Source organism: Streptomyces sp. NPDC058246 (assembly GCF_042881985.1).
GTDB lineage: Bacteria > Actinomycetota > Actinomycetes > Streptomycetales > Streptomycetaceae > Streptomyces.
Genome location: NZ_JBHVWZ010000052.1, coordinates 1 through 26,569 on the forward strand (window position 1 = coordinate 1; position 26,569 = coordinate 26,569).

At 72.3% G+C, this 26,569-nt stretch carries 8 protein-coding genes; 7 read left to right on the plus strand and 1 reads right to left on the minus strand.

Annotated features, from left to right (window positions below; genetic code table 11):
• The first annotated feature begins 101 nt into the window (after positions 1 to 101).
• Together ACFVXA_RS39440 and ACFVXA_RS39445 are read left to right on the plus strand one after the other, a co-directional pair.
• A complete protein-coding gene (locus ACFVXA_RS39440) occupies positions 102 to 1,442 on the plus strand; it encodes a sensor histidine kinase (protein WP_383912172.1) in 1,341 nt (446 codons plus the stop codon).
• Entirely contained in the window at positions 1,439 to 2,116 is a 678-nt protein-coding gene (locus tag ACFVXA_RS39445) for a response regulator (RefSeq protein WP_383748523.1), read from the plus strand. Before ACFVXA_RS39440 ends, ACFVXA_RS39445 begins: the two co-directional genes overlap by 4 nt.
• A gap of 97 nt (positions 2,117 to 2,213) precedes the next feature.
• Here ACFVXA_RS39445 and bioB read toward each other — a convergent pair whose 3' ends face one another.
• Complete coding sequence (bioB, locus tag ACFVXA_RS39450; protein WP_389514693.1) at positions 2,214 to 3,293, minus strand: biotin synthase BioB; 1,080 nt, start codon at positions 3,291 to 3,293, stop codon at positions 2,214 to 2,216.
• Positions 3,294 to 3,644: 351 nt separating this feature from the next.
• Here bioB and ccrA point away from each other — a divergent pair, with 351 nt between their 5' ends.
• The 5 genes from ccrA (at position 3,645) to ACFVXA_RS39475 (ending at position 26,561) form a co-directional block, all read left to right on the plus strand.
• A complete protein-coding gene (ccrA, locus tag ACFVXA_RS39455; protein ID WP_390028650.1) occupies positions 3,645 to 5,030 on the plus strand; it encodes a crotonyl-CoA carboxylase/reductase in 1,386 nt (461 codons plus the stop codon).
• Positions 5,027 to 6,025 carry a 3-oxoacyl-ACP synthase III family protein gene (locus ACFVXA_RS39460; protein WP_390028651.1) on the plus strand — a complete coding sequence of 333 codons (999 nt, stop codon included), beginning with the start codon at positions 5,027 to 5,029 and terminating at the stop codon, positions 6,023 to 6,025. Before ccrA ends, ACFVXA_RS39460 begins: the two co-directional genes overlap by 4 nt.
• Complete coding sequence (locus ACFVXA_RS39465; RefSeq protein ID WP_389465629.1) at positions 6,022 to 6,906, plus strand: 3-hydroxybutyryl-CoA dehydrogenase; 885 nt, start codon at positions 6,022 to 6,024, stop codon at positions 6,904 to 6,906. Before ACFVXA_RS39460 ends, ACFVXA_RS39465 begins: the two co-directional genes overlap by 4 nt.
• Before the next feature lie 112 nt (positions 6,907 to 7,018).
• Entirely contained in the window at positions 7,019 to 17,839 is a 10,821-nt protein-coding gene (locus tag ACFVXA_RS39470; protein WP_390028652.1) for a type I polyketide synthase, read from the plus strand.
• A 58-nt stretch (positions 17,840 to 17,897) separates the two neighbouring features.
• On the plus strand, positions 17,898 to 26,561 hold the full coding sequence (locus ACFVXA_RS39475; protein ID WP_390028655.1) for an SDR family NAD(P)-dependent oxidoreductase: 8,664 nt from the start codon (positions 17,898 to 17,900) through the stop codon (positions 26,559 to 26,561).
• Positions 26,562 to 26,569: the final 8 nt, after the last annotated feature.

Consider the following 26,569-nt stretch of genomic DNA (forward strand, 5'->3'; position numbering starts at 1 on the left):
GTCACCGGGTCGGGTGCCGCGCCGGTCGGCCGCTCCGCTCCCGCACCCGGACGGACCCACAATGGACAGGTGACCTCCATGAGCCCGGATCTGTGACACCCATGAGCATCGACGACAACGCCCGCCCGGGGGCGTCCCCGGAACCGCTCGCGGCGGAGGCGGACCTCCCGTGGAATCACCCCCTGGCCCGTTGGCTGTCCCGGCTCGGCCGACGGATCAAGCAGGGCGACCGGAACCATCCATGGGTCCTGGACGCGGCCGTGATCGCCGTGGTGGCGCTGATGTTCTGCGTGCCGGACCTGGTGCACGACCACGAACGCCGCGGCTTCGACAACACCTTCGCTCATCTGCCCTGGCCGGCGACGGTCGCGCTGCAGGCCGGTCTGGTACTGCCGCTGTTCTGGCGCCGCAGAAGGCCGGCGGCCGCCTTCGCCGTGATCGCCGCGGTGTTCTTCGTCCAGCTGACCCTGGGGGTCTGGCTGCGCGCCGACGTGGCCCTTTTGATCGCCCTCTACAGCATGGTGCTGCACGGCCAGCTCCGGCGGCTGCCCGTCGCCTGTGGCGTCACGGCCCTCGCCCTGGGCCTGCTCACCCTGCGGCTGCCGTCCGGAGTGTCGGTCCTGGACGCGCTGTTCTTCCTGTTCAGCACCATCACCGCGGCCGTCGCGCTCGGTCTGGCGGTACGGATTCGGCGCGCCCAGCTCGCCGTCCTGCGGGACCGCGCGACCCGTCTGGAGATCGAACGCGACCAGCGCAGCAAGCTCGCCGCCGCCGCCGAACGCACCCGGGTGGCCCGCGAGATGCACGACATCGTCGGCCACAACCTCTCCGTCATCATCACGCTCGCCGACGGAGGCGCGTACGCGGCGGACCGTGCTCCGGAGCGCGGCAAGCAGGCGCTGCTCCTCATCGGTGACACCGGCCGCCAGGCGCTGGGCGAGCTGCGCCGCATGCTCGGCGTCCTGCGCGAGCAGACCCAGACCCCGGCCGCGCCCGAGCTCAGCCCCCAGCCCGGCATCGTGGACATCGACGGCCTGTGCGCCCGGATCCGCGCCGCCGGTCCGCAGGTCGTCTACCGCAGCGGCGGTGAACTGGACACCCTGGACCGCGGTGTGCAGCTGACCGTCTACCGGATAGTCCAGGAGGCACTCACCAACGCCCTCAAGCACGCGGGCCGCGACACGCGCGTCGACCTGGCGGTGAGCGTCGCGGACACACGCCTGCACATCGACGTCCACGACACCGGCCCGGGTGGCGCGACCGCCCGGCCCCGACCGCCCCACGACGAAGGACATGGACTCGCCGGCATGAGAGAACGCGCAGCCCTCTACAACGGGAGCGTCACCGCGGGCCCGGCGCCCGGCGGCGGATGGACGGTACGGGCCACGCTCGACCTGACCCCGCTGCCCGCCACCGCGGCCGACGTCGGCGGTGCGGCGTGACCACCGTTCTCATCGTGGACGACCAGCCGTTGCAGCGCCTCGGCTTCCGCATGCTGCTGGAGAGCACCCCCGACACGCAGGTCGTCGGCGAGGCCGCGCACGGCGGCGAGGCCGTCCGCCAGGCCGCCGCACTCCGCCCGGACGTGATCCTCATGGACGTACGGATGCCCGGCATGGACGGCATCGAGGCCACCCGCCGCATCGTCGCCTCCGGTGACCGCTCCCGCATCCTCATCCTGACCACCTTCGACCTGGACGAGTACGCTCACGCGGCGCTGCGCGCGGGTGCCAGCGGGTTCCTGCTCAAGGACGCCCACCCGGAGGAACTCCTGGCCGGCATCCGCGCGGTCGCGGCAGGCGACGCCGTCATCGCCCCCACGCTGACCCGCCGCCTCCTGGACGCCTACGCCCGCCACCTGCCCCACGAGTCGTCGAACCGCAAGGCGGCCGACGACCCCAGAGTGCAGGCCCTGACCGAACGCGAGTACGAGATCCTGGTCGCCATCGGCCAGGGCTGGAGCAACCGGGAGATCGCCGAACGCCTGGTCGTCGCCGAATCCACGGTGAAGACCCACGTCGGCCGCGTCCTGGCCAAGGTGGGAGCCCGAGACCGTATTCAGGCGGTGATCCTGGCGTACGACCTGGGGCTGGCCCGCCCCAACGCGCCCGAGTAGAGCGGGTCCACCCGCGACCGGCCGCGTCCGGGCGGATGGCTCGGGCCCCTTGCGCCGGCTGAGCCGGTCTCCCGCGGCACCAGTCGCGCCGCACGGCTCAGGCGTTGGGAGCGAGTTCGGTTCCGGCACCCCGGCGACGTACGGCGACGAGATCGGTACGGGTCCCGGCGGGCGCCCGGTGTTCGGGAAGTGTGACCTCGCCTGCGCCTTCCACCTCGAAGCCGGCGTCGGCGATCATCTCGAGGTCGGCTTTGCCTGCCTGGCCTTCGCTGGTGAGGTAGTCGCCGAGGAAGATGGAGTTGGCGAGGTGCAGGGCGAGGGGCTGCAGGGTGCGCAGGTGGACTTCGCGGCCGCCCGCGATACGGACCTCGGCGTCGGGGCAGACGAACCGGACCATCGCGAGGATCCGCAGACAGCGTTGCGGGGTGAGGTTCCACTCCTTGGCGAGCGGGGTGCCCTCGAAGGGGATCAGGAAGTTCACCGGGACGGAGTCCGGGTCGAGCGCGCGCAGCGCGTGGACGACGTCGACGAGGTCCTCGTCCGTCTCGCCCATGCCCGCGATCAGGCCCGAGCAGGCGGACAGGCCCGCGGCGTGTGCTTTTTGTACCGTGTCCACCCGGTCGGCGTAGGTGTGGGTGGTCGTGATGTCGCCGTAGGTGGCCTCGGAGGTGTTGAGGTTGTGGTTGTAGGCGTCCGCGCCGGCCGCGCGCAGCCGCTCGGCCTGGCCGTCGGAGAGCAGACCGAGGCAGGCGCACACCTCGACGTCCTCGTGGCGGTCCTTGATCGCTTTGATGGTGTCCGAGACCCGGTCCACGTCACGGTCGGTGGGTCCGCGTCCGCTGGCCACCAGGCAGACCCGCTTGGCGCCGCCGGCGAGTCCGGCGGCGGCGGCCTGTGAGGCCTGGTCGGGCTTGAGCCAGGTGTACTTCAGGATGTCGGCCCGGGAGCCGAGGCGCTGCGAGCAGTACGAGCAGTCCTCGGGGCACAGGCCCGACTTGAGGTTGACGAGATAGTTGAGTTTCACCCGGCGGCCGAACCAGTGCCGGCGTACCTTGCCGGCCGCGGCCACGACGTCGAGCACGTCGTCGTCGGAGGTGGCCAGTACGGCCAGCGCCTCGTCACGGGTCGGCAGCTCGCGCCGAAGCCCCTTGTCCACCAGCGTGTTCAGCAGGTCCATGATGGCCCATCATCGCTTCGGCGGACCGCGGCAACCGCTCCCCACATATCGGATTAGGGGTGTGCGCGCCGTCACATCGACGCGCTCAAGGGTCTGGACCGGTCACAACGCCCGCGGGCCCGTTCCCATGTGACTCCCAGGTTACGAGAACCCCTATCGAGGCAGGAGCCCCACCCTTATGGGGTTCGGCTTAGGGGCTGTCTAAGGGTATGGGCGGTGATGGCAAATGCGTAGCCTGTCCAGCGTTGGGGGAACGCATATTGACCAGTGCCGCATCCCTCATGCCTCAGACATGGCCGAGTTGGCGGCCTCCATCCTGAGGCAGTCGCTTTCCCGGAGGAAGGGATTGGCATGGATGTGTTGACCGAGGCTCTCCTGGACGGAGCCGGGCCGGCGGAAATCGAGAAGGCCGAGTTGCCCGACGAATATCTGGCGGCGCATCTCCGAGCCGGCGACGTCGGCATGTTCGACGGAGTTTCCGACAAAGACGTGCGGAAGTCCCTTCATGTCGACCGGGTTCCGATGCCCGAACTCGCGCCTGACGAAGTCGTCGTGGCGGTGATGGCGAGTTCCATCAACTACAACACGGTATGGTCGGCGACATTCGAACCCGTCTCCACCTTCAATTTCCTCGAGCGTTTCGGACGCGAGGGCGGATACGCCGAGCGCCACGACCTGCCGTACCACGTGGTGGGTTCGGACGCCTCGGGTGTCATCGTGCGGGTGGGCGCCGGGGTGCGCCGCTGGAAGCCCGGTGACCATGTGGTGGTCAGCTGCGTCCAGGTGGACGACCAGGAGCCGGCCACCCACGCCGACGGGATGCTGGGGTCGGCCCAGCGGATCTGGGGTTACGAGACCAACTTCGGCGGACTCGCGCACTACACCGTCGTACGCGCGAGCCAACTCCTGTCCAAGCCCGCCCACTTGACCTGGGAGGAGTCGGCCGGCGTCATGCTGACCGCGGCGACCTCCTACCGCATGCTCGTCAGTGACAACGGCGCCCGGATCAAGCAGGGCGACATCGTGCTCATCTGGGGTGCGACCGGCGGCCTGGGGGCCTTCGCCGTCCAGCTCGTCAAGAACGCCGGCGGTATCCCCGTCGGAGTGGTCAGCTCGGAGCGGAAGGCCGGGCTGCTCCGCGCGCTCGGCTGCGATGTCGTGATCAACCGGAACGAGATCGGCCTCGGTGGCGACGACGCGCTGACGCCGGAACGCACCATCGAAATGGGCAAACGGCTCGGCCGGGCCATCAGGGCCGCCGTGGGTGAGGACCCGCATGTCGTCTTCGACTTCATCGGGCAGGCCACGTTCGGAATTTCCGTCTTCGTGGTGCGGCGCGGTGGCGTCGTCGTCACCTGTGGTTCGAGCACGGGCTATCAGCACCAGTTCGACAACCGTTACCTCTGGATGAATCTCAAGCGCATTGTGGGCAGTCACGCCGCGAATCTCCAGGAACAGTGGGAGTGCAACCGGCTGGTCGGGCTCGGCAGTCTGTCCCCCGTTCTTTCAGCTGTTTATCCGTTGGCCGAGGTTGCCGAGGCCGCCAGGCTCGTCCAGCAGAACAAGCACACCGGAAAGGTCGGCGTCCTGTGTCTGGCTCCCACTGAAGGCCTCGGTGTCACCGATGCGGAGAAGCGGGCCGCCCTCGGGTTCGAGCGGCTGAATCCGCTGCGGGCCGACGGAATGGACACGACGTCCGCGCGTGCGAAGTCCCAGGAAAGGGCTGCGTCAACGTGACAGAGAAACGAATCGGAATCATATCGACCGGTTCCTATCTGCCCAAAGAAGAAGTCTCCAACGAGGAGGTCGCCGTCCGGGCCGGGGTGACCGCCGAGTGGATCGAGCGGAAGACGCAGATCGTGTCGCGCCGTTACGCGGCACCGGACGAGGCCACCTCGGACCTGGCCGTGCACGCCGCCAACCGGGCTCTCGAGCAGGCGGGGCTGACCGCGGACCGTGTCGACTACCTGATCGTGTCGACCTCCACCGGCGACTTCCCGCAGCCGCCCACCTCCTACCTGGTGCAGGACGCGATCGGCGCGTACGGGGCCGCCTGCTTCGACATCAACGTCGTGTGCAGCGGCTTCGTCTACGCGCTGGAGCTGGCCCGCAGCCTCGCCGAGGGCCGAGCGGACTGCCACGTCCTCGTCATCGGCGCGGACCTCTACTCGCGGATCCTGGACTTCGGCGACAGGCGGACGGCCGTCCTGTTCGCCGACGGCGCCGGCGCGGCCGTCGTGGGGCCCGTGGCCGAGCAGTTCGGCATCATCGGCACCGATCTCTCCAGCCGCGGTGACGCCCACGATCTGATCCGCGTGGAGGCCGGCGGCAGCCGGAACCCGGCTTCGGCCCGCACCCTCGCCGAAGGCGGCCACTACTTCAGGATGAACGGCCGTGGCGTGCGCGACTTCGTCACCGAGCATGTGCCGCCGGCTCTGAGCGCACTGGCCGGACGCTTGGGTCTCGGCCTCGACCAGGTGGACCACTTCGTGCCGCACCAGGCCAACGGCGTCATGCTCGGCGAGGTGGTCGAACTGGCCGGGCTGACCCGTGCGACGACCCATCGCACCCTGCAGAAGTACGGCAACGTGGGCAGTGCGTCCGTGCCGGTCGCGCTCGACGAGGCGAACCGGTCGGGCGCCCTCACCCAGGGCGACCTCGTCCTGCTCGCCGGGTTCGGGGGCGGCATGTCCATCGGCGCCTCCCTGATGCGCTGGGGGGTGGCGGCGTGAGCGGGCCGGAGACCACCGGAGCCGTGGGCGTCGACCGCGTCGGCGTCGTGGGCAGCGGAATCATGGGCGCGGGCATCGCCGAGTTGTGCGCGAAGGCGGGCTGCGACGTCGTGGTCGCCGTCTCCTCCGACCGGTCGCTGGAGACCGGACCTGTCCGGGTGGCCCGGTCGCTGGACCGGGCTCTGAGCAAGGGGAAGATCACCGAGGAGCAGCGTGACGGCACGCTGCGCCGGATCGTTTTCACCCGCGATCTGGGTGACCTGAGCGACCGTCAGCTGGTCATCGAGGCGGTGAAGGAGGACGAGGCGCTCAAGGTCGACCTCTTCGGCTCGCTGGACAAGATCGTCGAGGCGCCCGACGCGATCTTCGCCTCGAACACGTCCTCACTGTCCATCATCCGGCTGGCCCGGGCCACCAGCCGCCCCGAACAGGTCGTCGGAGTCCACTTCTTCAACCCCGTGCCGGTACTGCCTCTCGTCGAGATCGTCGAGTCGGTTCTCACGGATCCCGGGGTCACTTCCCGGGCGGAGTCCTTCGTGGCGGACACGCTGGGCAAAACCGTCATCAAGGCTCCGGACCGAGCCGGCTTCGTCGTGAACGCCCTGCTGTTCCCTTATCTGCTGTCCGCGATCCGCATGGTCGACTCCGGCCTCGCGACGGCCGAGGTGATCGACCGCGGTATGACCCTGGGCTGCTCCCATCCGCTGGGACCGCTCCAACTGGCCGATCTCATCGGTCTCGACACCACGGTCTCGATCGCCGAGGCCATGTACGAGGAGTTCAAGGAGCCCTTGTACGCACCGCCCGCGCTGCTGCTGCGCATGGTCGAGGGCGGACTGCTGGGCAAGAAGTCCGGCCGCGGTTTCTACGCGTACGCGTGAGCGGTGGGGAGCGGATGAGCCGCTCCCGCCGCTCCGCCCACCACATCAAGCACGTCTGCGCGCACGGGTCGCCTCGTCGCGCGCGGTTTCGACGACAGGGAGAGCGAAGAACATGGCCATCCGTCCCGGGTCCGGTCGTCCGGAGGGGTATGCGGTGCTGGACGAATCCATTGCTGTCGTCGGTCTTTCCTGCCGTTTCCCCGGTGCTCCGGACCCCGAGGCCTTCTGGCGGCTGTTGTCGAACGGCGAGAGCGCCGTCGGCCCGGCCCCCGAGGTCCGTCCGGGGCTGCCGGCCGGCGCCACGACGCGGCCGGCCGGGTTCCTCGGTCGTATCGACACGTTCGAGCCGGAGTTCTTCGGCATCTCACCGCGCGAGGCGGCTGCCATGGATCCGCAGCAGCGGCTGGCGCTGGAGCTGGCCTGGGAGTCGCTGGAGAACGCGGGCATCGTGCCGGGTGAGCTCCGTGACACCCCGGCGGGCGTGTTCATCGGCGCGATCTGGGACGACTACGCCAAGCTCGCTCACCAGTACGGCACGGAGGCGGTCACCCACCACTCGATCACCGGCACCAGCCGTGGCGTCATCGCCAACCGGGTGTCGTACGTACTGGGGCTGCGCGGTCCCAGCCTCGTCGTGGACACCGGCCAGTCCTCGTCCCTCGTCGCCGTCCAGCTCGCGTGCGAGAGCCTGCGCAGTGGAGAGGCCTCCGTCGCGCTCGCCGGCGGAGTCAGCCTCAACCTGGTCCCGGAGGGCTTCACCGTCGCCGAGCAGTTCGGGGCGCTGTCCGCCGAGGGCCGTACCTACGCCTTCGACGACCGCGCCGACGGCTACGTACGCGGTGAGGGCGGCGGTGTCGTCGTCCTGAAGACGCTGCGCCGGGCGATCGCCGACGGCGACCAGGTGTACTGCGTCATCCGCGGCGGCGCGGTCAACAACGGCGGCGGCGGCGACACCCTCACCACACCGCGGGGCGTGGCGCAGGAGGAGGTGCTGCGCCGGGCGTACTCCTCCGCCGGTGTCGACCCGTCCGCCGTGCGGTTCGTGGAGCTGCACGGCACCGGGACTCCGGTCGGCGACCCCGTGGAGGCGACGGCGCTCGGTGCGGTCCTCGGCGCCGGACGTGCCGAGGACGCCCCCCTCCTCGTCGGTTCCGTGAAGACCAACATCGGGCATCTCGAAGGCGCGGCGGGGATCGCGGGCCTCATCAAGGCGGCGCTGTGCCTGCGCGCGGGCGCCCTCGTCCCGAGCCTCAACTTCGAGCGGCCGAACCCCGCGATCCCGCTCGACGAGCTGCGGATCGAGGTGGCCGGCGGCACCGTGCGGCCGCTCGGACAGGATGCCGGGCCCGTCGTCGCGGGAGTCAGCTCGTTCGGCATGGGCGGAACCAACTGTCATCTCGTGCTGACGGACTGGAAGACCGAAGCGGCCGCCGAGGCGGCCGCCGAGACAGGGGCCACGCCGGTCGCCGACGCGGCTTCCGAGGCAGCCGCCCAGGCAGCCACCAAGCCGGTCGCCGTGCCGCTGTCCGCACGGACCGAGGAGGGGCTGCGCGCCCAGGCCGACCGCCTGGTACGGCATGTCACGGAGCGCCCCGGGCTCGGGGCCGCCGATGTGGCGTACTCCCTGGGCACCACTCGTACGCACTTCAAGCAGCGCGCCGTGGTGCTCGCCGCCGACCGGCAGGGGCTGCTCACCTCGCTGAGCGCGCTGGCCGACGGGACGCCGGCACCGGGCCTGGTCCGAGGCCAGGCGGCCGACACGACCACCGCGTTCCTCTTCACCGGTCAGGGCAGCCAGCACTCCGGCATGGGACGGGAGTTGTACGAGGCCTTCCCCGTGTTCGCCCGAGCCCTGGACGAGGTGTGCGGCCATCTCGACGCCGAACTCGACCGGCCGCTGCGGGAGGTGATGTTCGCCGAGCCGGACTCCGTGGGCTCCGGCGACACCAGCGGTGCGCAGGACACCGGCGGAGCCGATGACGCCGAGCTGCTGCACCAGACCCGCTACACCCAGCCCGCCCTCTTCGCCTACGAGGTCGCCCTGTACCGGCTCCTCGAACACTGGGGTGTCACGCCCTCCGTCGTTCTGGGCCACTCCGTGGGCGAGCTGGCCGCCGCGCATGTCGCGGGCGTGCTGTCCCTGGCGGACGCCGCGACGCTGGTCGCCGCGCGCGGCCGGCTGATGCAGCAGCTGCCCCAGGGCGGCGCCATGGTGTCGGTCCAGGCGTCCGAGGAGGAGTTGCTGCCGACCCTGGCCGGGCGGGAGCGGGAGGTCACCGTCGCCGCGGCCAACGGCCCGCTGTCGACCGTGATCGCGGGTGACGAGGACGCCGTTGGGGAGGTGGCCCGGATCTGGGAGGAGCGGGGCCGCAAGACCAAGCGTCTGCGCGTCAGCCACGCCTTCCACTCGCCGCGGATGGACGGCATGCTCGACGCGTTCCGCCGGGTGGCCGAGACGTTGACGTACCACGCTCCGCGCACCACCGTCGTGTCGAACCTGACGGGCCGGGTGGCCGCCGCCGAGGAGATCGCCACCGCCGAGCACTGGGTGCGGCACGCGCGTGAGGGCGTCCGCTTCCTCGACGGAATGCGCGCTGTGCAGAAGCAGGGCGTACGGACCTGTCTGGAGGTGGGTCCGGACGCCGTACTGGCGGCGATGGGCCGTGAATGCGTCACCGAGGACACGCGGTTCGTGCCCACCGCACGCCGTTCGCGCGCCGAAGTGACCACCGTGCTCTCGGCGTTGGCGGAGCTGCACGCGCACGGGGTGCCGGTCGCCTGGGAGCGTGCGGCCGAGACCTTCGGAGGCGTCCGCGTCGAACTGCCGACGTACGCCTTCCAGCGCACCTCCCACTGGCTGCGAGCACCCCTGCGCGGCGGGGGTGTGAGCGAGGCGGGCCTGGCGGCGGCGCGGCACCCGCTGCTGGGCGCGGTCGTGCAACACGCCGACTCGGGTGAACTCCTGCTGAGCGGGCGGCTGTCGGCGCGGGATCACGCGCGGTTCACCGATCATCCCGTGACACAGACCGTCGTGCTGCCCGCGTCGGCCTCTGTGGAACTGGCGCTCAGGGCCGCCGAGGAGGCGGGAGCCGGTCACGTCGAGCGGCTCACGACCCACGCGCCGCTCGTGCTGCCCGAGCCCGGCGCGGTCCGCGTCCAGGTCGTCGTCGGAGCGCCCGGCGAGGACGGCCGGCGCACACTGGCCGTGCACACGCGGCCCGAGGACGGCGAGGACGGGCAGCCGTGGACCCGGCACGCCGACGGTGTGCTCGCGTCGGCCGGCCGGACGGAGGAAGCCGGCTTCGACCTGATCGCCTGGCCCCCGGCCGGGGCGGTCGAGACCGCGCAGGACGCCGAGCACACGGCGCGGGGGCTACGCCGGCTGTGGCGGCGCGGCGGCGAACTGTTCGCGGAGATCACGGCCGAGGAGGCCGAGGGATACCTGCTGGACCCGGCGCTCCTCGACGCCGTGTTCCGCACGGCCGCCGCCGAGACATCGGAGCGGGAGACCCTCTCCCCCGCCCAGGGAACCGACGTCCTGAAGGCCGACGCGGAAGGAATCCGGCTGTACTCCGTCGGGGCGCGGCTGCTCCGGATCCGTGTCGTGCGCGAGGGCTCCGACGGGTTCTCTCTCCAAGCGGCCGACGCGGCCGGGCAGCCGGTGCTGTCGGTCGACGCGGTGCGTCCGCGCGCCGCCTCGGCCGAGGAGCTGCGTGCCCTGGCGCGCCCCCCGCAGCGCGGTGCGCTGTTCCGTGCGCGGTGGAGCGAACTGCCGCTGAACGACGGCGAGGCCCCGGCGGGCCCGCTGGCCGTGCTCGGCACGGACGCTCTGGGGCTGAGCCCCGCCCTGACCAGCGGCACCGACGGGGTGGAGCTGTACCCGGACCTGGCCGCGCTCACGCAGGCCACCGGGCCCCGCGTTCCCTCGCTCGTGCTCGTACCGTTCGCCCCGGGCGAGCAGGATGCGGCCGAGGCCGCCCGTACCGCCCTGACGGCCACGGCGGACCTGCTGAGGAACTGGGCGGCCGACCAGCGTTTCGCCGAGTCCCGGTTGGTCGTGGTGACCCGGGGCGCGGTCGCCGCGGGCGCGGACGACAGCGTGCCCGACCTGGCGCACGCGCCGCTGTGGGGGCTCGTACGGTCCGCCCAGGCGGAGCACCCCGGCCGGTTCGCACTGCTCGACCTGGGTGAACGCAAGGAGTCCCTGCGGGCGCTGCCCGCGGCCCTCGCCTCCGGTGCGCCCGAACTCGCCCTGCGCGACGGTGGCGCCCTGGTGCCGCGGCTGGAGCAGGCCGTGCCCGCGGCGGACCGCTCCGCCGTGTGGGAATCCGACGGAACCGTCCTGATCACCGGCGGCACGGGTGCGCTCGGTGGCCTCGTCGCCCGTCACCTGGCCGCCGAACAGGGCGTACGGCATCTGCTGCTGGCCTCCCGCCGCGGCCCCGACGCACCCGGTGCGACCGAACTCGCCGCAGAACTAAGGGAGTTCGGCGCCGAGGTCACGGTCGCGAGCTGTGACGTCGCCGACCGCGAGGCGCTCGCCGAACTGCTCGCCTCGGTCCCGGTCGCCCATCCGCTGACGGCCGTGGTCCATGCGGCGGGCGTGCTCGACGACGCCGTACTGGAGAACCTCACCGCCGAGCAGGCGGACCGTGTGCTGCGGCCCAAGGTGGACGCGGCGCTGCACCTGCACGAGCTGACCCGGCATCTGAGGCTCTCGGAGTTCGTCCTGTTCTCGTCGGTCGTCGGAACCGTCGGCAACGCGGGGCAGTCCGCGTACGCCGCCGCCAACTCCTTCCTCGACGCGCTGGCGCACCATCGCCGCGCCGCGGGGCTGCCCGCCCTCTCGCTCGCCTGGGGCCTGTGGGAACGGCGCGGTGAGCTGACGCGCGGACTGGGTGACGGCGACCGCGGACGGCTCGCCCGCGCGGGGCTTCTGCCGCTGGCCGACGAGGACGGACTCGCCCTGCTCGGGGCGGCCCGGGCCCTGGACGAACCGCTGCTGGTGCCGGCGCGGTTCGACCGGGCAGCGCTGGGTGAACGCGCGGGTGCGGCCGGCGTTCACCCGGCGCTGAACGGACTCGTCAGGCCCGCCGTCCGGCGGGCCGCCGCCGAGGACGGACGTCCCCAGGGATCCGAGCGGACGCCTTCCTCCTCCGAAGGCCAGACGTCACGTCCCCTGTCCGGTCCTGCCGGACGGCTCGCGGGGTTGCCCGAGGCCGAACGCGAGCGGGCCGTCGCGGACCTGGTGCGGGGTGAGATCGCCGCCGTGCTGGAGCTGGCGTCGGCCGACTCCGTCGACACGGGGCTGACGTTCAAGGAACTCGGCTTCGACTCGCTCACCGGCGTCGAACTGCGCAACCGGCTGAGCGCGGCCTCGGGACTGCGGCTGTCCGCCACCCTGGTCTTCGACCACCCGACCGGTGACGCGGTCGTACGTCATCTGCGGTCCGAGCTGCTGGGCTCCCCGCGCGCCGCGGCGACCGCGGCCAGGACGTCCGCGGCCGACGACGATCCGGTGGTCATCGTGGGCATGAGCAGTCGCCTGCCCGGTGGTGTCGGCTCGCCCGAGGAGCTGTGGGAGCTGGTGGCGTCCGGCGGTGACGCGATCTCCGGGTTCCCCACCGACCGCGGTTGGGATCTGGAGGCCCTCTACGACCCGGACTCCCAGCGGGCCGGCACGTCGTACACACGCCAGGGCGGGTTCCTGGAGGGGGCCACGGAGTTCGACGCCGCGTTCTTCGGGATCTCGCCGCGTGAGGCACTCGCGATGGACCCCCAGCAGCGGCTGCTGCTGGAGACCTCGTGGGAGGCGCTGGAGCGGGCGGGCATCGACCCGACCGGGCTGCGCGGCAGCGACACCGGCGTCTACGCGGGCACGTTCATGTTCCGCGACCAGGACGGCGGGCGGGGCAGCTCCGGCGCCGAGGGCCAGCGTATGACCGGTTCGGCGGCCAGCGTGCTCTCGGGACGGGTGTCGTACGCCTTCGGCCTGGAGGGCCCGGCGATCACGGTCGACACGGCCTGCTCCTCCTCGCTGGTCGCCCTGCACATGGCCGCCCAGGCGCTGCGCCAGGGCGAGTGCGCCCTCGCGCTCGTGGGCGGGGTGACCGTCATGTCGACCCCGGACACCTTCGTCGAGTTCAGCCGGCAGCGCGGGCTCGCCCCCGACGGCCGCTGCAAGCCCTTCGCCGCCTCGGCGGACGGCACCGGCTGGTCGGAGGGTGTCGGCGTGCTGGTGGTGGAGCGGCTGTCGGACGCCCGCCGCAAGGGCCACCGGGTGCTGGCGGTCGTACGCGGCAGCGCGATCAACCAGGACGGCGCGAGCAACGGCCTCACGGCGCCGAACGGTCCCTCTCAGCAACGCGTAATCCGCTCGGCCCTCGCGACGGCGGGCCTCGCCTCGTCCGATGTGGACGTGGTCGAGGCCCACGGCACCGGCACCCGCCTCGGCGACCCCATCGAGGCGCAGGCGATCATCGCGGCCTACGGCCAGGACCGGGACGCCGAACGTCCGCTGTGGCTCGGCTCGTTGAAGTCCAACATCGGCCACACCCAGGCCGCCGCCGGCGTCGCGGGTGTCATCAAGATGGTCAAGGCCATGGAACACGGCGTGCTCCCCCGCACCTTGCACGCCGAAGAGCCCTCCCCCTTCATCGACTGGGAGGCCGGCGCGGTGGAACTGCTCACCGAGCAGCGGGACTGGCCCGACACCGGCCGCCCCCGCCGCGCCGCCGTCTCCTCCTTCGGCATCAGCGGCACCAACGCCCACGTCATCCTCGAACAGGCCCCGCCGATGGGGGACCAGGAGTCACCGGAAGAGCCCGTCGCCGCCGTCGCTCCCGTCCCCGTACCACTCTCCGCGAAGACACCGGACGCCCTCCGGGACCAGGCACGGCAGCTGATCTCGTACCTGGAGAGGACCGAGGACGTCGACCTTCCGGCGCTCGGCCGATCGCTCGCGAGCTCCCGTGCGGCCCTCGACCACCGTGCCGTCGTCCCGGCCCCGAACCGCGACGAACTGCTGGCCGAACTGTCGTCGCTGGCCGATGGCGGATCGTCGAACCGTCTGGTGCGGGGCGAGGTCACCACCGGCGCCCTGGCCTTCCTTTTCACCGGCCAGGGAAGTCAACGCTCCGGTATGGGAAGGGATTTGTACGAGGCACATCCGGTCTTCGCCCGGGCCCTGGACGAGGTCTGCGGGCATCTCGACGCGCACCTCGGCCGTTCGCTGCGCGACCTGATGTTCGCCGATCACGAGGACGCCGACTGGGAAGCGGAGCTGCTGGACCAGACGGTCTACACCCAGCCCGGGCTGTTCGCGCTGGAGGTGGCGCTGTTCCGGCTGGCCGAACACTTCGGCCTCCAGCCACAGTTCGTGGCGGGGCACTCGATCGGCGAGCTCGCGGCCGCGCACGTGGCGGGTGTGCTCACCCTCGCCGACGCGTGCGCCCTGGTGGCCGCCCGCGGCCGGCTCATGCAGGCCCTGCCGCAGAACGGCGCGATGGTCTCCGTGCTCGCCACCGAGGAGCAGGTCGCCGGGGCGCTCGCGGGACGCGAGCACGAGGTCGCCGTGGCCGCCGTCAACGGACCCACGTCCACCGTGATTTCGGGCGATCTGCTCGCCGTCCTCGACGTGGCCAAACAGCTGGAGGACGCGGGCGTCAAGACGCGACGGCTGCGGGTCAGCCACGCCTTCCACTCGCCGCACATGGACGCGATGCTCGAGGAGTTCGCGGCCGTCGCGCACCGGCTGACCTACCAGCCGCCGAGGATCCCGGTGGTCTCGAACGTCACCGGCACCCTCGCCACCACCGAGCAGCTCACCTCCCCCGACTACTGGGTACGCCACGTCCGCGAAGCAGTCCGCTTCCACGACGGCATCACCACCCTCCACCAGCGCGGCGTCACCACCTACCTCGAACTCGGCCCCGACGGCACCCTCTCCGCCATGGGCCGGGCCTGCATCCCCGAGGACAGTGAGACCGAGCCGGAGTTCGTGACCGCGCTGCGCAAGGACCGTCCGGAGCCCGCCGCCCTCAGTGCCGCGCTGGCACATCTGTGGGTGCGCGGGACGGCTCCGGACTGGCAGGCCGTGTTCGGCGGCCGGGTAAGGCGGCGGGTCGATCTGCCCACCTACCCGTTCCAGCACCAGCGCTACTGGCAGCCGAACACGGCCCCCGCCAAGGACCTGGCCTCCATCGGGCTCGGCGAGGCCGACCACCCACTGATCGGCGCCGCGGTCACGCGGGCCGACAGCGACGCATTCCTGTTCACCGGGCGGCTCTCACTGCGTACCCACCCGTGGCTCGCGGACCATGTGGTCCTCGGCCGGGTGCTTCTGCCCGGCACGGCCTTCGTGGAACTGGCACTCCGGGCGGGCGGCGAGGCACTCGCCGGGCAGGTGGAGGAGCTGACCCTGGAGGCTCCGCTGATACTCCCCGAGCACGGCGCCGCGCAGTTCCAGGTGGCCGTGGGCCCCGCGGACGAGTCCGGGAGGCGCTCACTGACCGTGCACTCCCGACTGACCGGCGGGGAGTTCGAGCAGCCGTGGATCCGGCACGCGAGTGGAGTACTGGCCGCCGACGAGGGCCGGCGAACGGGCCGGGAACTGACGATCTGGCCTCCGCTGGGCGCCGAGCCCGTCGCGCTGACGGGCCGGTACGAGGCGCTCGCCGAGCAGGGGTTCGGCTACGGGCCGGCCTTCCAGGGGCTGCGTGCGGTGTGGCGGCGCGGTGACGAGGTCTTCGCGGAGCTCGCCCTGCCCGAGGACCGGGCCGAGGACGCACGCGCCTTCGGTCTGCACCCGGCGCTGCTCGACTCTGCGCTGCACGCCATCGAACTCGGCGTCCTGCCGGGCACCGGTGAGCCACGCCTGCCCTTCTCCTGGAGCGGTGTGCGGCTGCACGCGACCGGTGCGGCGGCGGCCCGGGTACGGCTGGCCCCGGCCGGGCCCGACGCCGTGACGATCGACGTCTGCGACCCGTCGGGGGCTCCGGTGGCGTCGGTGGACTCACTGGCGGTACGGACGGTCTCCGCGGACCAGCTCGGCGCGGCGGGCGGCGGGCGGGTGCACGAGGCCCTGTTCCGTGTGGAGTGGGCTCCGGTGATGCCCGCCGCGGCCCCGGCCGCCACGACCGTCGTACGGCTGCGGGACACGGACTCGGTGCACGACACCGTCCACTCCGCACTCGCCCGGACCCAGGAGTGGCTGGCCGAGGACCGCCCGGAGGACGAGCGTCTGGTCGTCGTCACCCAGGGCGCGGTGGCCGTGTCGGACACCGAGGACGTACGCGATCTGTCAGCCGCCGCTGTCTGGGGGCTGCTCCGTTCGGCGCAGACCGAGAACCCGGACCGGATCGTGCTCGTGGACGTCGAGGACCTCGACGACCCGGCCGCCCTGGACCAGGCGCTCGCCTGCGCGGACTCCCAGATCGCCGTGCGGGACGGGAAGGCGCTCACGCCCCGGTTGGCCCGGGTCGCCGTTCCCGAAGCCACTGCGTCACCCTTCACCCCCGACGGCACCGTCCTGATCACCGGCGCCACCGGCGCACTCGGCGGACTCCTCGCCCGACACCTGGTCACCACCCACGGCGTACGACACCTGCTCCTCGTCAGCCGCCGCGGCGCCAACGCCGACAACGCACCCCAACTCACCCAGGAACTCACCCGACTCGGAGCCGAGGCAACCTTCGCCGCCTGCGACGTCGCCGACCGCACCGCCCTCGACAACCTCCTCACCACCATCCCCGAACACCACCCCCTCACCGCCGTCATCCACGCCGCAGGCATCCTCGACGACGGCATCTTCACCACCCTCACACCCGACCGAATCTCCACCGTCCTGCGACCCAAGACCGACGCCGCCCACAACCTCCACCACGCCACCCGCCACCTCAACCTCACCGTCTTCGCCCTCTTCTCCTCGATCCAGGGGCTGGCCGGAGGCGCCGGCCAGGCCAACTACGCGGCGGCCAACGTCTACTTGGACGCGCTCGCGCAGCACCGTCGCGCGCTCGGGCTACCCGCTGTGTCGCTGGCCTGGGGCCCGTGGGGGGAGGGGGGTATGGCCGCGGCACTCAGCGAGGCCGACCGCAACCGTTTCGCGAAGAGCGGCATGGTGCCCATCACCTCGGCCCAGGGCATGGAGCTGTTCGACGCCGCACTCGCCTCTGGCCTGGCCGGGGCCGTCCCCCTGCCGCTCGACACCGCCGCGCTGAAGGCCCGGGGGCCGGAACTGCCGTCGCTGTTGCGCGGGTTGGTCCGTACGCCGGTGCGCCGGGCGGCGGCCGACAGCGTCCCCGCGGCGGACGCCTCGGGCCCCTCCCTCTCGCACCGGCTGGCCGGCCTGACGGCGGAGGAGCAGGAGGACATGCTCGTCGACCTGGTCAGGGCCGAGGTCGCCACGACACTCGACTACGGCGACGCGCACGCGGTCGACGGCCGCCGTGGCTTCAAGGAGCTCGGCATCGACTCCCTCACCGCCGTCGAACTGCGCAACCGCCTCAACAAGACGACCGGCCTACGCCTGCCCGCCACCCTTGTCTTCGACCACCCCAATCCCCTCGCCGTCGCCCACCTCCTGCGCACCGAACTGGCGCCGGAAGAAGGCGAGTCGGCGGCGCCGGTGACTGCGCCGTCCGGCAACGCCATGGCGGAGCCCGACATCCGAAAGATGCTCACCGCGCTGCCGATCGACCGGCTCCGGGGCTCCGGCCTCCTGGACGAACTGGTGAAGCTCGCCGAGACGGAAGCCGTCACCGGCAGCGCGGCCTCGGGCGGCACGGCGTCCGGCGCCGGCGGCAGCGGCAGCGGCAGCGGCAGCGGCAGCGGCACGAATGCGGACGGTACCGACACCGACACCGACCTCGACATCGACGCCCTGGACGTCGACGCCCTCGTACGGATGGCTCGCGAGAGCCACAGCTCCTGAAGAGTCCTGGAGAAGGAACAGCATGAACACCACCTCGTCCGAAGCGGTCGTGGCAGCGCTGCGGGACTCGCTCAAGGAGACCAGCAGGCTGCGTCAGCAGAACCAAGAGCTGCTCGCCGCGTCCAGCGAACCCATCGCCATCGTCGGCATGAGCTGCCGCTACCCCGGCGGAGTCACCTCTCCGGAAGGCCTGTGGGAGCTGCTGGAGCAGGGCACCGACGCCATCTCGCCCTTCCCCGTCGACCGGGGCTGGGACCTGGAGCGCTTGCACGACACGGACCCGGACCGGCCCGGTACGTCGTACACGCGCGAGGGCGGATTCCTGCACCAGGCGCCGGAGTTCGACGCCGAGTTCTTCGGGATCTCGCCGCGCGAGGCGCTCGCCATGGATCCCCAGCAGCGGCTGCTGCTCGAAGCCTCCTGGGAGGCCTTCGAGCGCGCCGGCATCGACCCCACCGCTCTGCGCGGCAGCGACACCGGCGTCTACGCGGGCATCATGTACCACGACTACGGGCCGTATCTGTTCGAGCCTGTGGAGGGCGCCGACGGGCATCGTCTGACAGGCGGCGCCGGAAGCGTGCTGTCCGGCCGGGTGTCGTACACCTTCGGTCTCGAGGGGCCGGCCGTCACCGTCGACACCGCCTGCTCCTCCTCCCTCGTCACACTGCATCTCGCGGTCCAGGCGCTGCGCCAGGGCGAGTGCTCACTCGCGCTGGCCGGCGGCGTCACGGTGATGTCGTCGCCGGGTACGTTCGTCGAGTTCAGCCGCCAGAAGGGGTTGTCCCCGGACGGGCGTTGCAAGTCCTTCGGGGCGGCGGCGGACGGCACCGGCTGGTCGGAGGGTGTCGGCGTCCTGGTCGTGGAGCGGCTCTCGGACGCGCGCCGCCACGGACACAAGGTCCTCGCGGTGATCCGGGGCTCGGCCGTCAACCAGGACGGGGCGAGCAACGGCCTCACGGCGCCCAACGGCCCCTCACAGCAACGGGTCATCCGCGCGGCGCTGACCAACGCCGGTCTCCTCCCCGCCGACGTGGACGCGGTCGAGGCCCACGGCACCGGCACCCGCCTCGGCGACCCCATCGAGGCCCAGGCCCTGCTGTCCACCTACGGCCAGGCGCACTCGGGCGAACAGCCGCTGTGGCTCGGCTCGTTGAAGTCCAACATCGGCCACACCCAGGCCGCCGCCGGCGTCGGCGGTGTGATCAAGATGGTCAAGGCCATGGAACACGGGGTCCTCCCCCGCACCTTGCACGCGGAAGATCCCTCCCCCTTCATCGACTGGGAGTCCGGCGCGGTCGAGCTGCTCACCGAGCAGCGGGACTGGCCCGACACCGGCCGCCCGCGCCGCGCCGCCGTCTCCTCCTTCGGCATCAGCGGCACCAACGCCCACGTCATCCTCGAACAGGCCCCGCCCATGGGGGACCAGGAGTCACCGGAAGAGCCTGTCGCCGCCGTCGCTCCCGTCCCCGTACCGCTCTCCGCGAAGACGCCGGACGCCCTGCGCGCCCACGCACGCGGGATCGCGGCGTTCGTCGAGAGCCCGGCCGCTCCCGGCCTCCTGGAGCTCGGGCGGTCGCTCGCCGCGCACCGTGCCGCGCTCGACGAGCGAGCGGTGGTGTTCGCAGAGGACCGGGAGGGGCTCTCGGCAGGACTGTCTCTGCTGGCCGAGGAGGGCTCGTCCCACCGCCTGGTGCGGGGCGCCCCCGTCACGGGCGACACGGCGTTCCTGTTCACCGGCCAGGGCAGCCAACGCCCGGGAATGGGACAGGCGTTGTACGGCACGTTTCCCGTCTTCGCCCAGGCCCTGGACGAGATCTGCGGGCATCTCGACTCGCACCTCGGCCGTTCACTGCGCGAGGTGATGTTCGCGGCGGAGGGTTCCGAGGAAGCCGCGCTGCTGGACCGGACGCTCTACACCCAGACAGCTCTGTTCGCGCTGGAGGTGGCGCTGTTCCGGCTGGCCGAACACCTCGGTCTCAAGCCCAAGTTCGTGGCCGGCCACTCGATCGGTGAACTGGCCGCCGCCCATGTCTCCGGCGTCCTGTCCCTCGAGGACGCCTGCACCCTGGTGGCCGCGCGCGGCCGCCTCATGGAGGCCCTCCCCGCCGGCGGCGCCATGCTCTCCGTGCTCGCCACCGAGGAGCAGGTCGCCGGGGCGCTCTCGGGACGCGAGCACGAGGTCGCCGTGGCCGCCGTCAACGGACCCACCTCCACGGTTGTCTCGGGCGCCGGGGCAGCCGTGGACGAGGTCGAGGAGGCGCTCACCGCACTCGGATTCAAGACACGGCGGCTGCGGGTCAGCCACGCCTTCCACTCGCCGCTGATGGACCCGATGCTGGAGGAGTTCCGCGAAGTCGCCGCGACCCTCACCTACCACCGGCCGAGGATCCCGGTGGTCTCGAACGTCACCGGCACCCTCGCCACCACCGAGCAGCTCACCTCCCCCGACTACTGGGTACGCCACGTCCGCGAAGCAGTCCGCTTCCACGACGGCATCACCACCCTCCACCAGCGCGGCGTCACCACCTACCTCGAACTCGGCCCCGACGGCACCCTCTCCGCCATGGGCCGGGCCTGCATCCCCGAGGACAGTGAGACCGAGCCGGAGTTCGTGACCGCGCTGCGCAAGGACCTGCCCGAGCCGGAAACCCTCACGTCGGCCCTGGCCCGGCTGTGGGTGCGCGGTACGCCACTCGACTGGCGGGCCCTGTTCGGCGGCGGAGCGGCGCGGCCGGTCGACCTGCCCACGTACCCGTTCCAGCGCCGGCGCTACTGGCTGGACCACCATGCCTCGCGCAACGCCGACACGGATGCGGCCCGTCTCGGTCTCGGGCCGGCCGGGCACCCGTTGCTCGGCGCGGCTGTCTCGCTGGCCGACTCCGAGGGCCTGGTGCTCACCGCGCGCCTGTCCCTGGACGACCATCCCTGGCTCGCGGACCACGCGGTCGTGGACACCGTGCTGCTTCCGGGCACGGCTCTGGTGGAACTGGCTCTCCGCGCCGGGGACCTGACCGGCAGCCAGGTCGTGGAGGAGCTGACTCTGGAAGCCCCGCTGGCGCTGCCCGCGTCCGGCAGCGTCCAGGTCCAGGTCTCGGTCGGCGCTCCCGACGTGTCGGGACGCTGCTCGTTCAGCGTCCACTCGCGCGCGCAGGACGCGGCCTCCGACGAACAGTGGCTGCGTCACGGCACAGGGGTCCTGGTCCGGGACGACGCGCGCACCGACACCGTGCCGGACTCCCTGACCGTCTGGCCTCCGCAGGACGCTCAGCTCGTGGACCTGGACGAGTGGTACGCGTCGCTCGCCGCGAAGGGCTTCGGCTACGGGCCGGCCTTCCAGGGCCTGCGCCGGGTCTGGCGGGGCGACGGAGCGGTCTTCGCCGAGATCGCGCTCGCGGACGAACAGCTCGGCGAGGCGGGCAGGTTCGGGATCCACCCGGCGCTGCTCGACTCGGCGCTGCACGCCATCGAGCTGGGGGTCCTGCCGGCCTCCGAGGAACTGCGGCTGCCCTTCTCCTGGAGTGGTGTAAGCCTGCACGCGACCGGTGCCGCGACGGCCCGGGTGCGGCTGACCCCGGCCGGGCCCGACACCGTGTCGGTCCTGGTGGCGGACGGCGCGGGGCAGCCGGTGGCCGAGGTGGCCGCGCTCGCGCTGCGAGCTGTCTCCGGCGACCAGCTGAGGAGTTCGACCCGCGCCACCGGGCACGACTCGCTGTTCCGGGTGGAGTGGGTGCCGATTCCGGCCGGCACGGCCCCGGCCGCCACGACCGTCGTACGGCTGCGGGGCACGGACTCGGTGCACGACACCGTCCACTCCGCACTGGCCCAGGCCCAGGAGTGGCTGGCCGAGGACCGCCCGCAGGACGAGCGTCTGGTCGTCGTCACCCAGGGCGCGGTGTCTGTCGCGGGCGAGGAGCCCGATCCGGTGGCCGCCGCTGTCTGGGGGCTGCTGCGCTCGGCGCAGTCCGAGAACCCGGACCGGATCGTGCTCGTGGACGTCGAGGACCTCGACGACCCGGCCGCCGTGGACCGGGCACCGAGCGCCCTGGAGCACCAACTCGCGCTGCGTAACGGGCAGTTCTATGCTCCCCGGCTGGCCCGGGTCGCCGTCCCCGAAGCCACTGCGTCACCCTTCACCCCCGAAGGCACCGTCCTGATCACCGGCGCCACCGGCGCACTCGGCGGACTCCTCGCCCGACACCTGGTCACCACCCACGGCGTACGACACCTGCTCCTCGTCAGCCGCCGCGGCGCCAACGCCGACAACGCACCCCAACTCACCCAGGAACTCACCCGACTCGGAGCCGAGGCAACCTTCGCCGCCTGCGACGTCGCCGACCGCACCGCCCTCGACAACCTCCTCACCACCATCCCCGAACACCACCCCCTCACCGCCGTCATCCACGCCGCAGGCATCCTCGACGACGGCATCTTCACCACCCTCACACCCGACCGAATCTCCACCGTCCTGCGACCCAAGACCGACGCCGCCCACAACCTCCACCACGCCACCCGCCACCTCGACCTCACCGTCTTCGCCCTCTTCTCCTCCGTCGCCGGTACGTACGGCACGGCGGGTCAGAGCAGTTACGCGGCGGCCAACGCCTACCTGGACGCGCTGGCCCAGCAGCGCCGCGCTCAGGGGTTGCCGGCGGTGTCCCTCGGCTGGGGCGCCTGGGCGGACGGCGGGATGGCCGCGACGCTCAGCGAGGCCGACCTCGGCAGGCTCGCCCGCACCGGCATCGGAGCGCTGGAGCCCGCGCACGGCCTGGAGCTGTTCGACGCGGCTCTGGCGCTCGGCGTGCCGGACGTCGTACCGATGGCTCTGGACGTCGCCGGGCTGCGGGCCCGGGGCGGCGAGGTCCCGTCCCTTCTGCGGGGTCTGATCCGTGCGACCGCGCGCCGCGCCGCACAGTCCGGGACCGGCTCCTCCCCCGACTCGCTGGCGCAGCGCCTGGCGGGGCTCGGGGCGGAGCAGCGGGACGCTTTCCTGCTCGATCTGGTCCGCGGCGAGGTCGCGGCCGCGTTGAACTACGCGGGCTCGGAGGCCGTCGACGAGCGCCGCGGCTTCAAGGAGCTCGGCATCGACTCCCTCACCGCCGTCGAACTGCGCAACCGCCTCAACAAGACGACCGGCCTACGCCTGCCGGCCACCCTCGTCTTCGACCACCCCAGCCCCCTCGCCGTCGCCCACCTCCTGCGCACCGAACTGGGCGACGTCGTCTCCGAGACGGTCCCGGCCGCCCCGGCCCGCGCCGCCTCCGCTGCCGCCCACGACGACGATCCGGTCGTCATCGTGGGCATGAGCAGCCGCTTCCCCGGTGGTGTCGGCTCCCCCGAGGAGCTGTGGGAGCTGGTGGCGTCCGGCGGTGACGCGATCTCCGGGTTTCCCACCGACCGCGGCTGGGACCTGGAGGCCCTCTACGACCCGGACCCCGATGCGCCGGGCACGTCGTACGCCCGCGAGGGCGGGTTCCTGGAGGGGGCGACGGAGTTCGACGCCGAGTTCTTCGGGATCTCGCCTCGTGAGGCACTCGCGATGGACCCCCAGCAGCGGCTGCTGCTGGAGGCCTCCTGGGAGGCCTTCGAGCGGGCCGGCATCGACCCGGCCACCCTGCGCGGCAGCGACACCGGCGTCTACGCGGGCGTCATGTACCACGACTACGCGAGCCGTCTGCCGACGGTTCCCGGAGACCTCGAGGGCTATGTGGGCACCGGCAACACGGGCAGTGTCCACACCGGCCGGGTGTCGTACACGTTCGGTCTCGAGGGCCCGGCGGTCACCGTCGACACCGCCTGCTCCTCCTCGCTGGTCGCCCTGCACATGGCCGCCCAGGCGCTGCGCCAGGGCGAATGCACCCTCGCGCTGGCCGGCGGGGTGACGGTCATGTCGTCACCCGGCACGTTCGTCGAGTTCAGCCGGCAGCGCGGGCTCGCGCCCGACGGCCGCTGCAAGCCCTTCGCCGCCTCGGCGGACGGGACCGGCTGGTCGGAGGGCATCGGCGTGCTCGTACTGGAGCGGCTGTCGGACGCGCGCCGTAACGGGCACCAGGTCCTGGCCGTCCTGAGGGGCTCTGCCGTCAACCAGGACGGTGCGAGCAATGGTCTGACCGCACCCAACGGCCCCTCCCAGCAACGCGTGATCCGCGCGGCCCTCGCGGCGGCGGGCCTCACGCCGTCCGATGTGGACGCGGTCGAGGCCCACGGCACCGGCACCCGCCTCGGCGACCCCATCGAGGCCCAGGCCCTGCTGTCCACCTACGGCCAGGCGCACTCCGCCGAACAGCCGCTGTGGCTCGGCTCGTTGAAGTCCAACATCGGCCACACCCAGGCCGCCGCCGGCGTCGCGGGTGTCATCAAGATGGTCAAGGCCATGGAACACGGGGTGCTCCCCCGCACCCTGCACGCCGAGGAGCCGTCACCGTTCGTCGACTGGGAGGCCGGCGCCGTCCGGCTCCTGGACGAGCAGCGGGACTGGCCCGACACCGGCCGCCCGCGCCGCGCCGCCGTCTCCTCCTTCGGCATCAGCGGCACCAACGCCCACGTCATCCTCGAACAGGCCCCGCCCACCGACGAATTGGCCCAGGAGCAGGATCCGGCACCCCTCCCCGTGGCGCTGCTGCCGCTGTCCGCACGGACCCCGTCGGCGCTGGCCGCGCAGGGCGCCCGACTGGCGGCACGGCTCGCCGCCCCGGACGTGACCGGTGACGATCTCGGGTTCTCGCTGGCGGCCACTCGCGCAGCCCTGGATCTGCGGGCGGTCGTCGTGGCCGCGGACGAGGACGGGCTGCGCACGGGGCTCGAGGCGCTCGCCGCCGACACATCCGCGCCCACGTTGGTGCGCGGCCCGCGCGGCGAGATCGGGACACGCGGCGGACTGGCGTTCCTGTTCACCGGACAGGGCAGCCAACGCCCGGGGATGGGAAGGGAGTTGTACGCCACCCATCCCGTCTTCGCCGAGACGCTGGACACGGTCTGCGCGACCTTCGACCGGCATCTGGACCGCCCGCTGCGGGACGTGATCTTCACGACGGAAGGGCCGCGGGAGTCCGCGCCGCTGGACGAGACCGCGTACACGCAGCCCGCGCTCTTCGCGATCGAGGTCGCGCTGTACCGCCTCGCCGAGTCGTGGGGGCTGCGCCCCGGCCATCTCATGGGGCACTCGATCGGCGAGCTGGTCGCCGCGCACGTGGCGGGGGCGCTCTCGCTGGCCGACGCCTGTGCCCTGGTGGCCGCGCGCGGCCGGCTCATGCAGGCGCTGCCCGCCTCAGGCGCCATGCTCTCCGTGCTCGCCTCCGAGGGAGAGCTCGTTCCGCTGCTCGCCGGGCGTGAGCACGAGGTGACCGTCGCCGCCGTGAACGGCCCCGCCTCCACGGTGATCTCGGGCGACGAGGCGGCCGTGGCGGCCATCGACGACGTGCTGGCGGCGCGCGGGGTCAAGACCCGGCGGCTGCGGGTGAGCCACGCCTTCCACTCCCCGCACATGGACCCCATGCTCGACGAGTTCCGGGCGATCCTCGGCGAACTGTCCTTCCAGGAGCCGCAGATCCCGGTGGTCTCCAACCTCACCGGCCGCATCGCCACCGCCGACGAGCTGTGCTCGCCGGAGTACTGGGTGCGCCATGTCCGCGAGGCCGTCCGCTTCCACGACGGGGTCACCGCACTCGTCGAGGCGGGCGTGACCACCTTCCTGGAACTGGGCCCGGACGCCGTACTGACCGCACTCGCACAGGAGTCGCTGACCGACCGGCCGGAGGCGGCCGCGTTGGTGCCCGCGCTGCGCCGCGGCCGGCCTGAGGCCGAGACGTTCACGGCGGCCGTCGCGATGGCGTATGTGCGCGGCGCGGACGTCGACTGGCGGGCGGTGTACGCCGGTTCGGGCGCGCGCCGGACGGAGTTGCCGACGTATCCCTTCCAGCGACAGCGCTACTGGATGGAGGCGCCCGGCACCGAGGCGCCGGCGCCCACCTCGGTGGAGGCCCGCTTCTGGGCGGCCGTCGAGCGCGAGGACCTCGATTCGCTGGCCGCGACGCTGGGCGCCGAAGAGACGGCCGCACTCGGCGAGGCGCTGCCGGTCCTGTCCTCCTGGCGTCGCAGGCACACCGGCATGCCGACGGCGGACACCCTGCCCAACGCGGCCGGGTCCGGCTCCGAGGCCGGGGCCGAAGCCGGGGCCGGGGCCGGGGCCGGGGCCGAAGGTGCGGAGAATCTGGCCCTCGCGCTCGCCGGGCTCTCCGCGGCCGAACGCGAGCGCCGGGTCCTCGACCTGGTGCGTACCGAGATCGCCGCGGCGCTGCAGTACGCCGGCAAGGAGGCCGTCGAGCCGCGGCGCTCGCTCAAGGAGCTGGGCTTCGACTCGCTGGCCGCCGTGTCCCTGCGCAACAAACTGGGCGCGGCAACGGGCCTGAACCTGCCCGCCACCCTCGTCTTCGACCACCCGACGCCGGCGGACCTGGCCACGCGTCTGGCCGGGGAACTGGCCCCGCCGCCCCAGGACGTCGACATGGACGTGGACGGCGAACTCGACCGGCTGGGTGAGGCGTTGGCCGCGACGGACGACGACGGCGTACGGGAACGGGCCGCGGCCCGCCTCCAGGCGCTGCTGTCCGAACTGAGCGTGCCGGCGTCGGCCACCGGTCCCGCCGACGAACTCGCGGACCGCCTCGAGGACGCCGACGACGACGATCTCTTCGACCTCATCGACTCCGAACTGGGCTCGTCCTGACCCCAGTA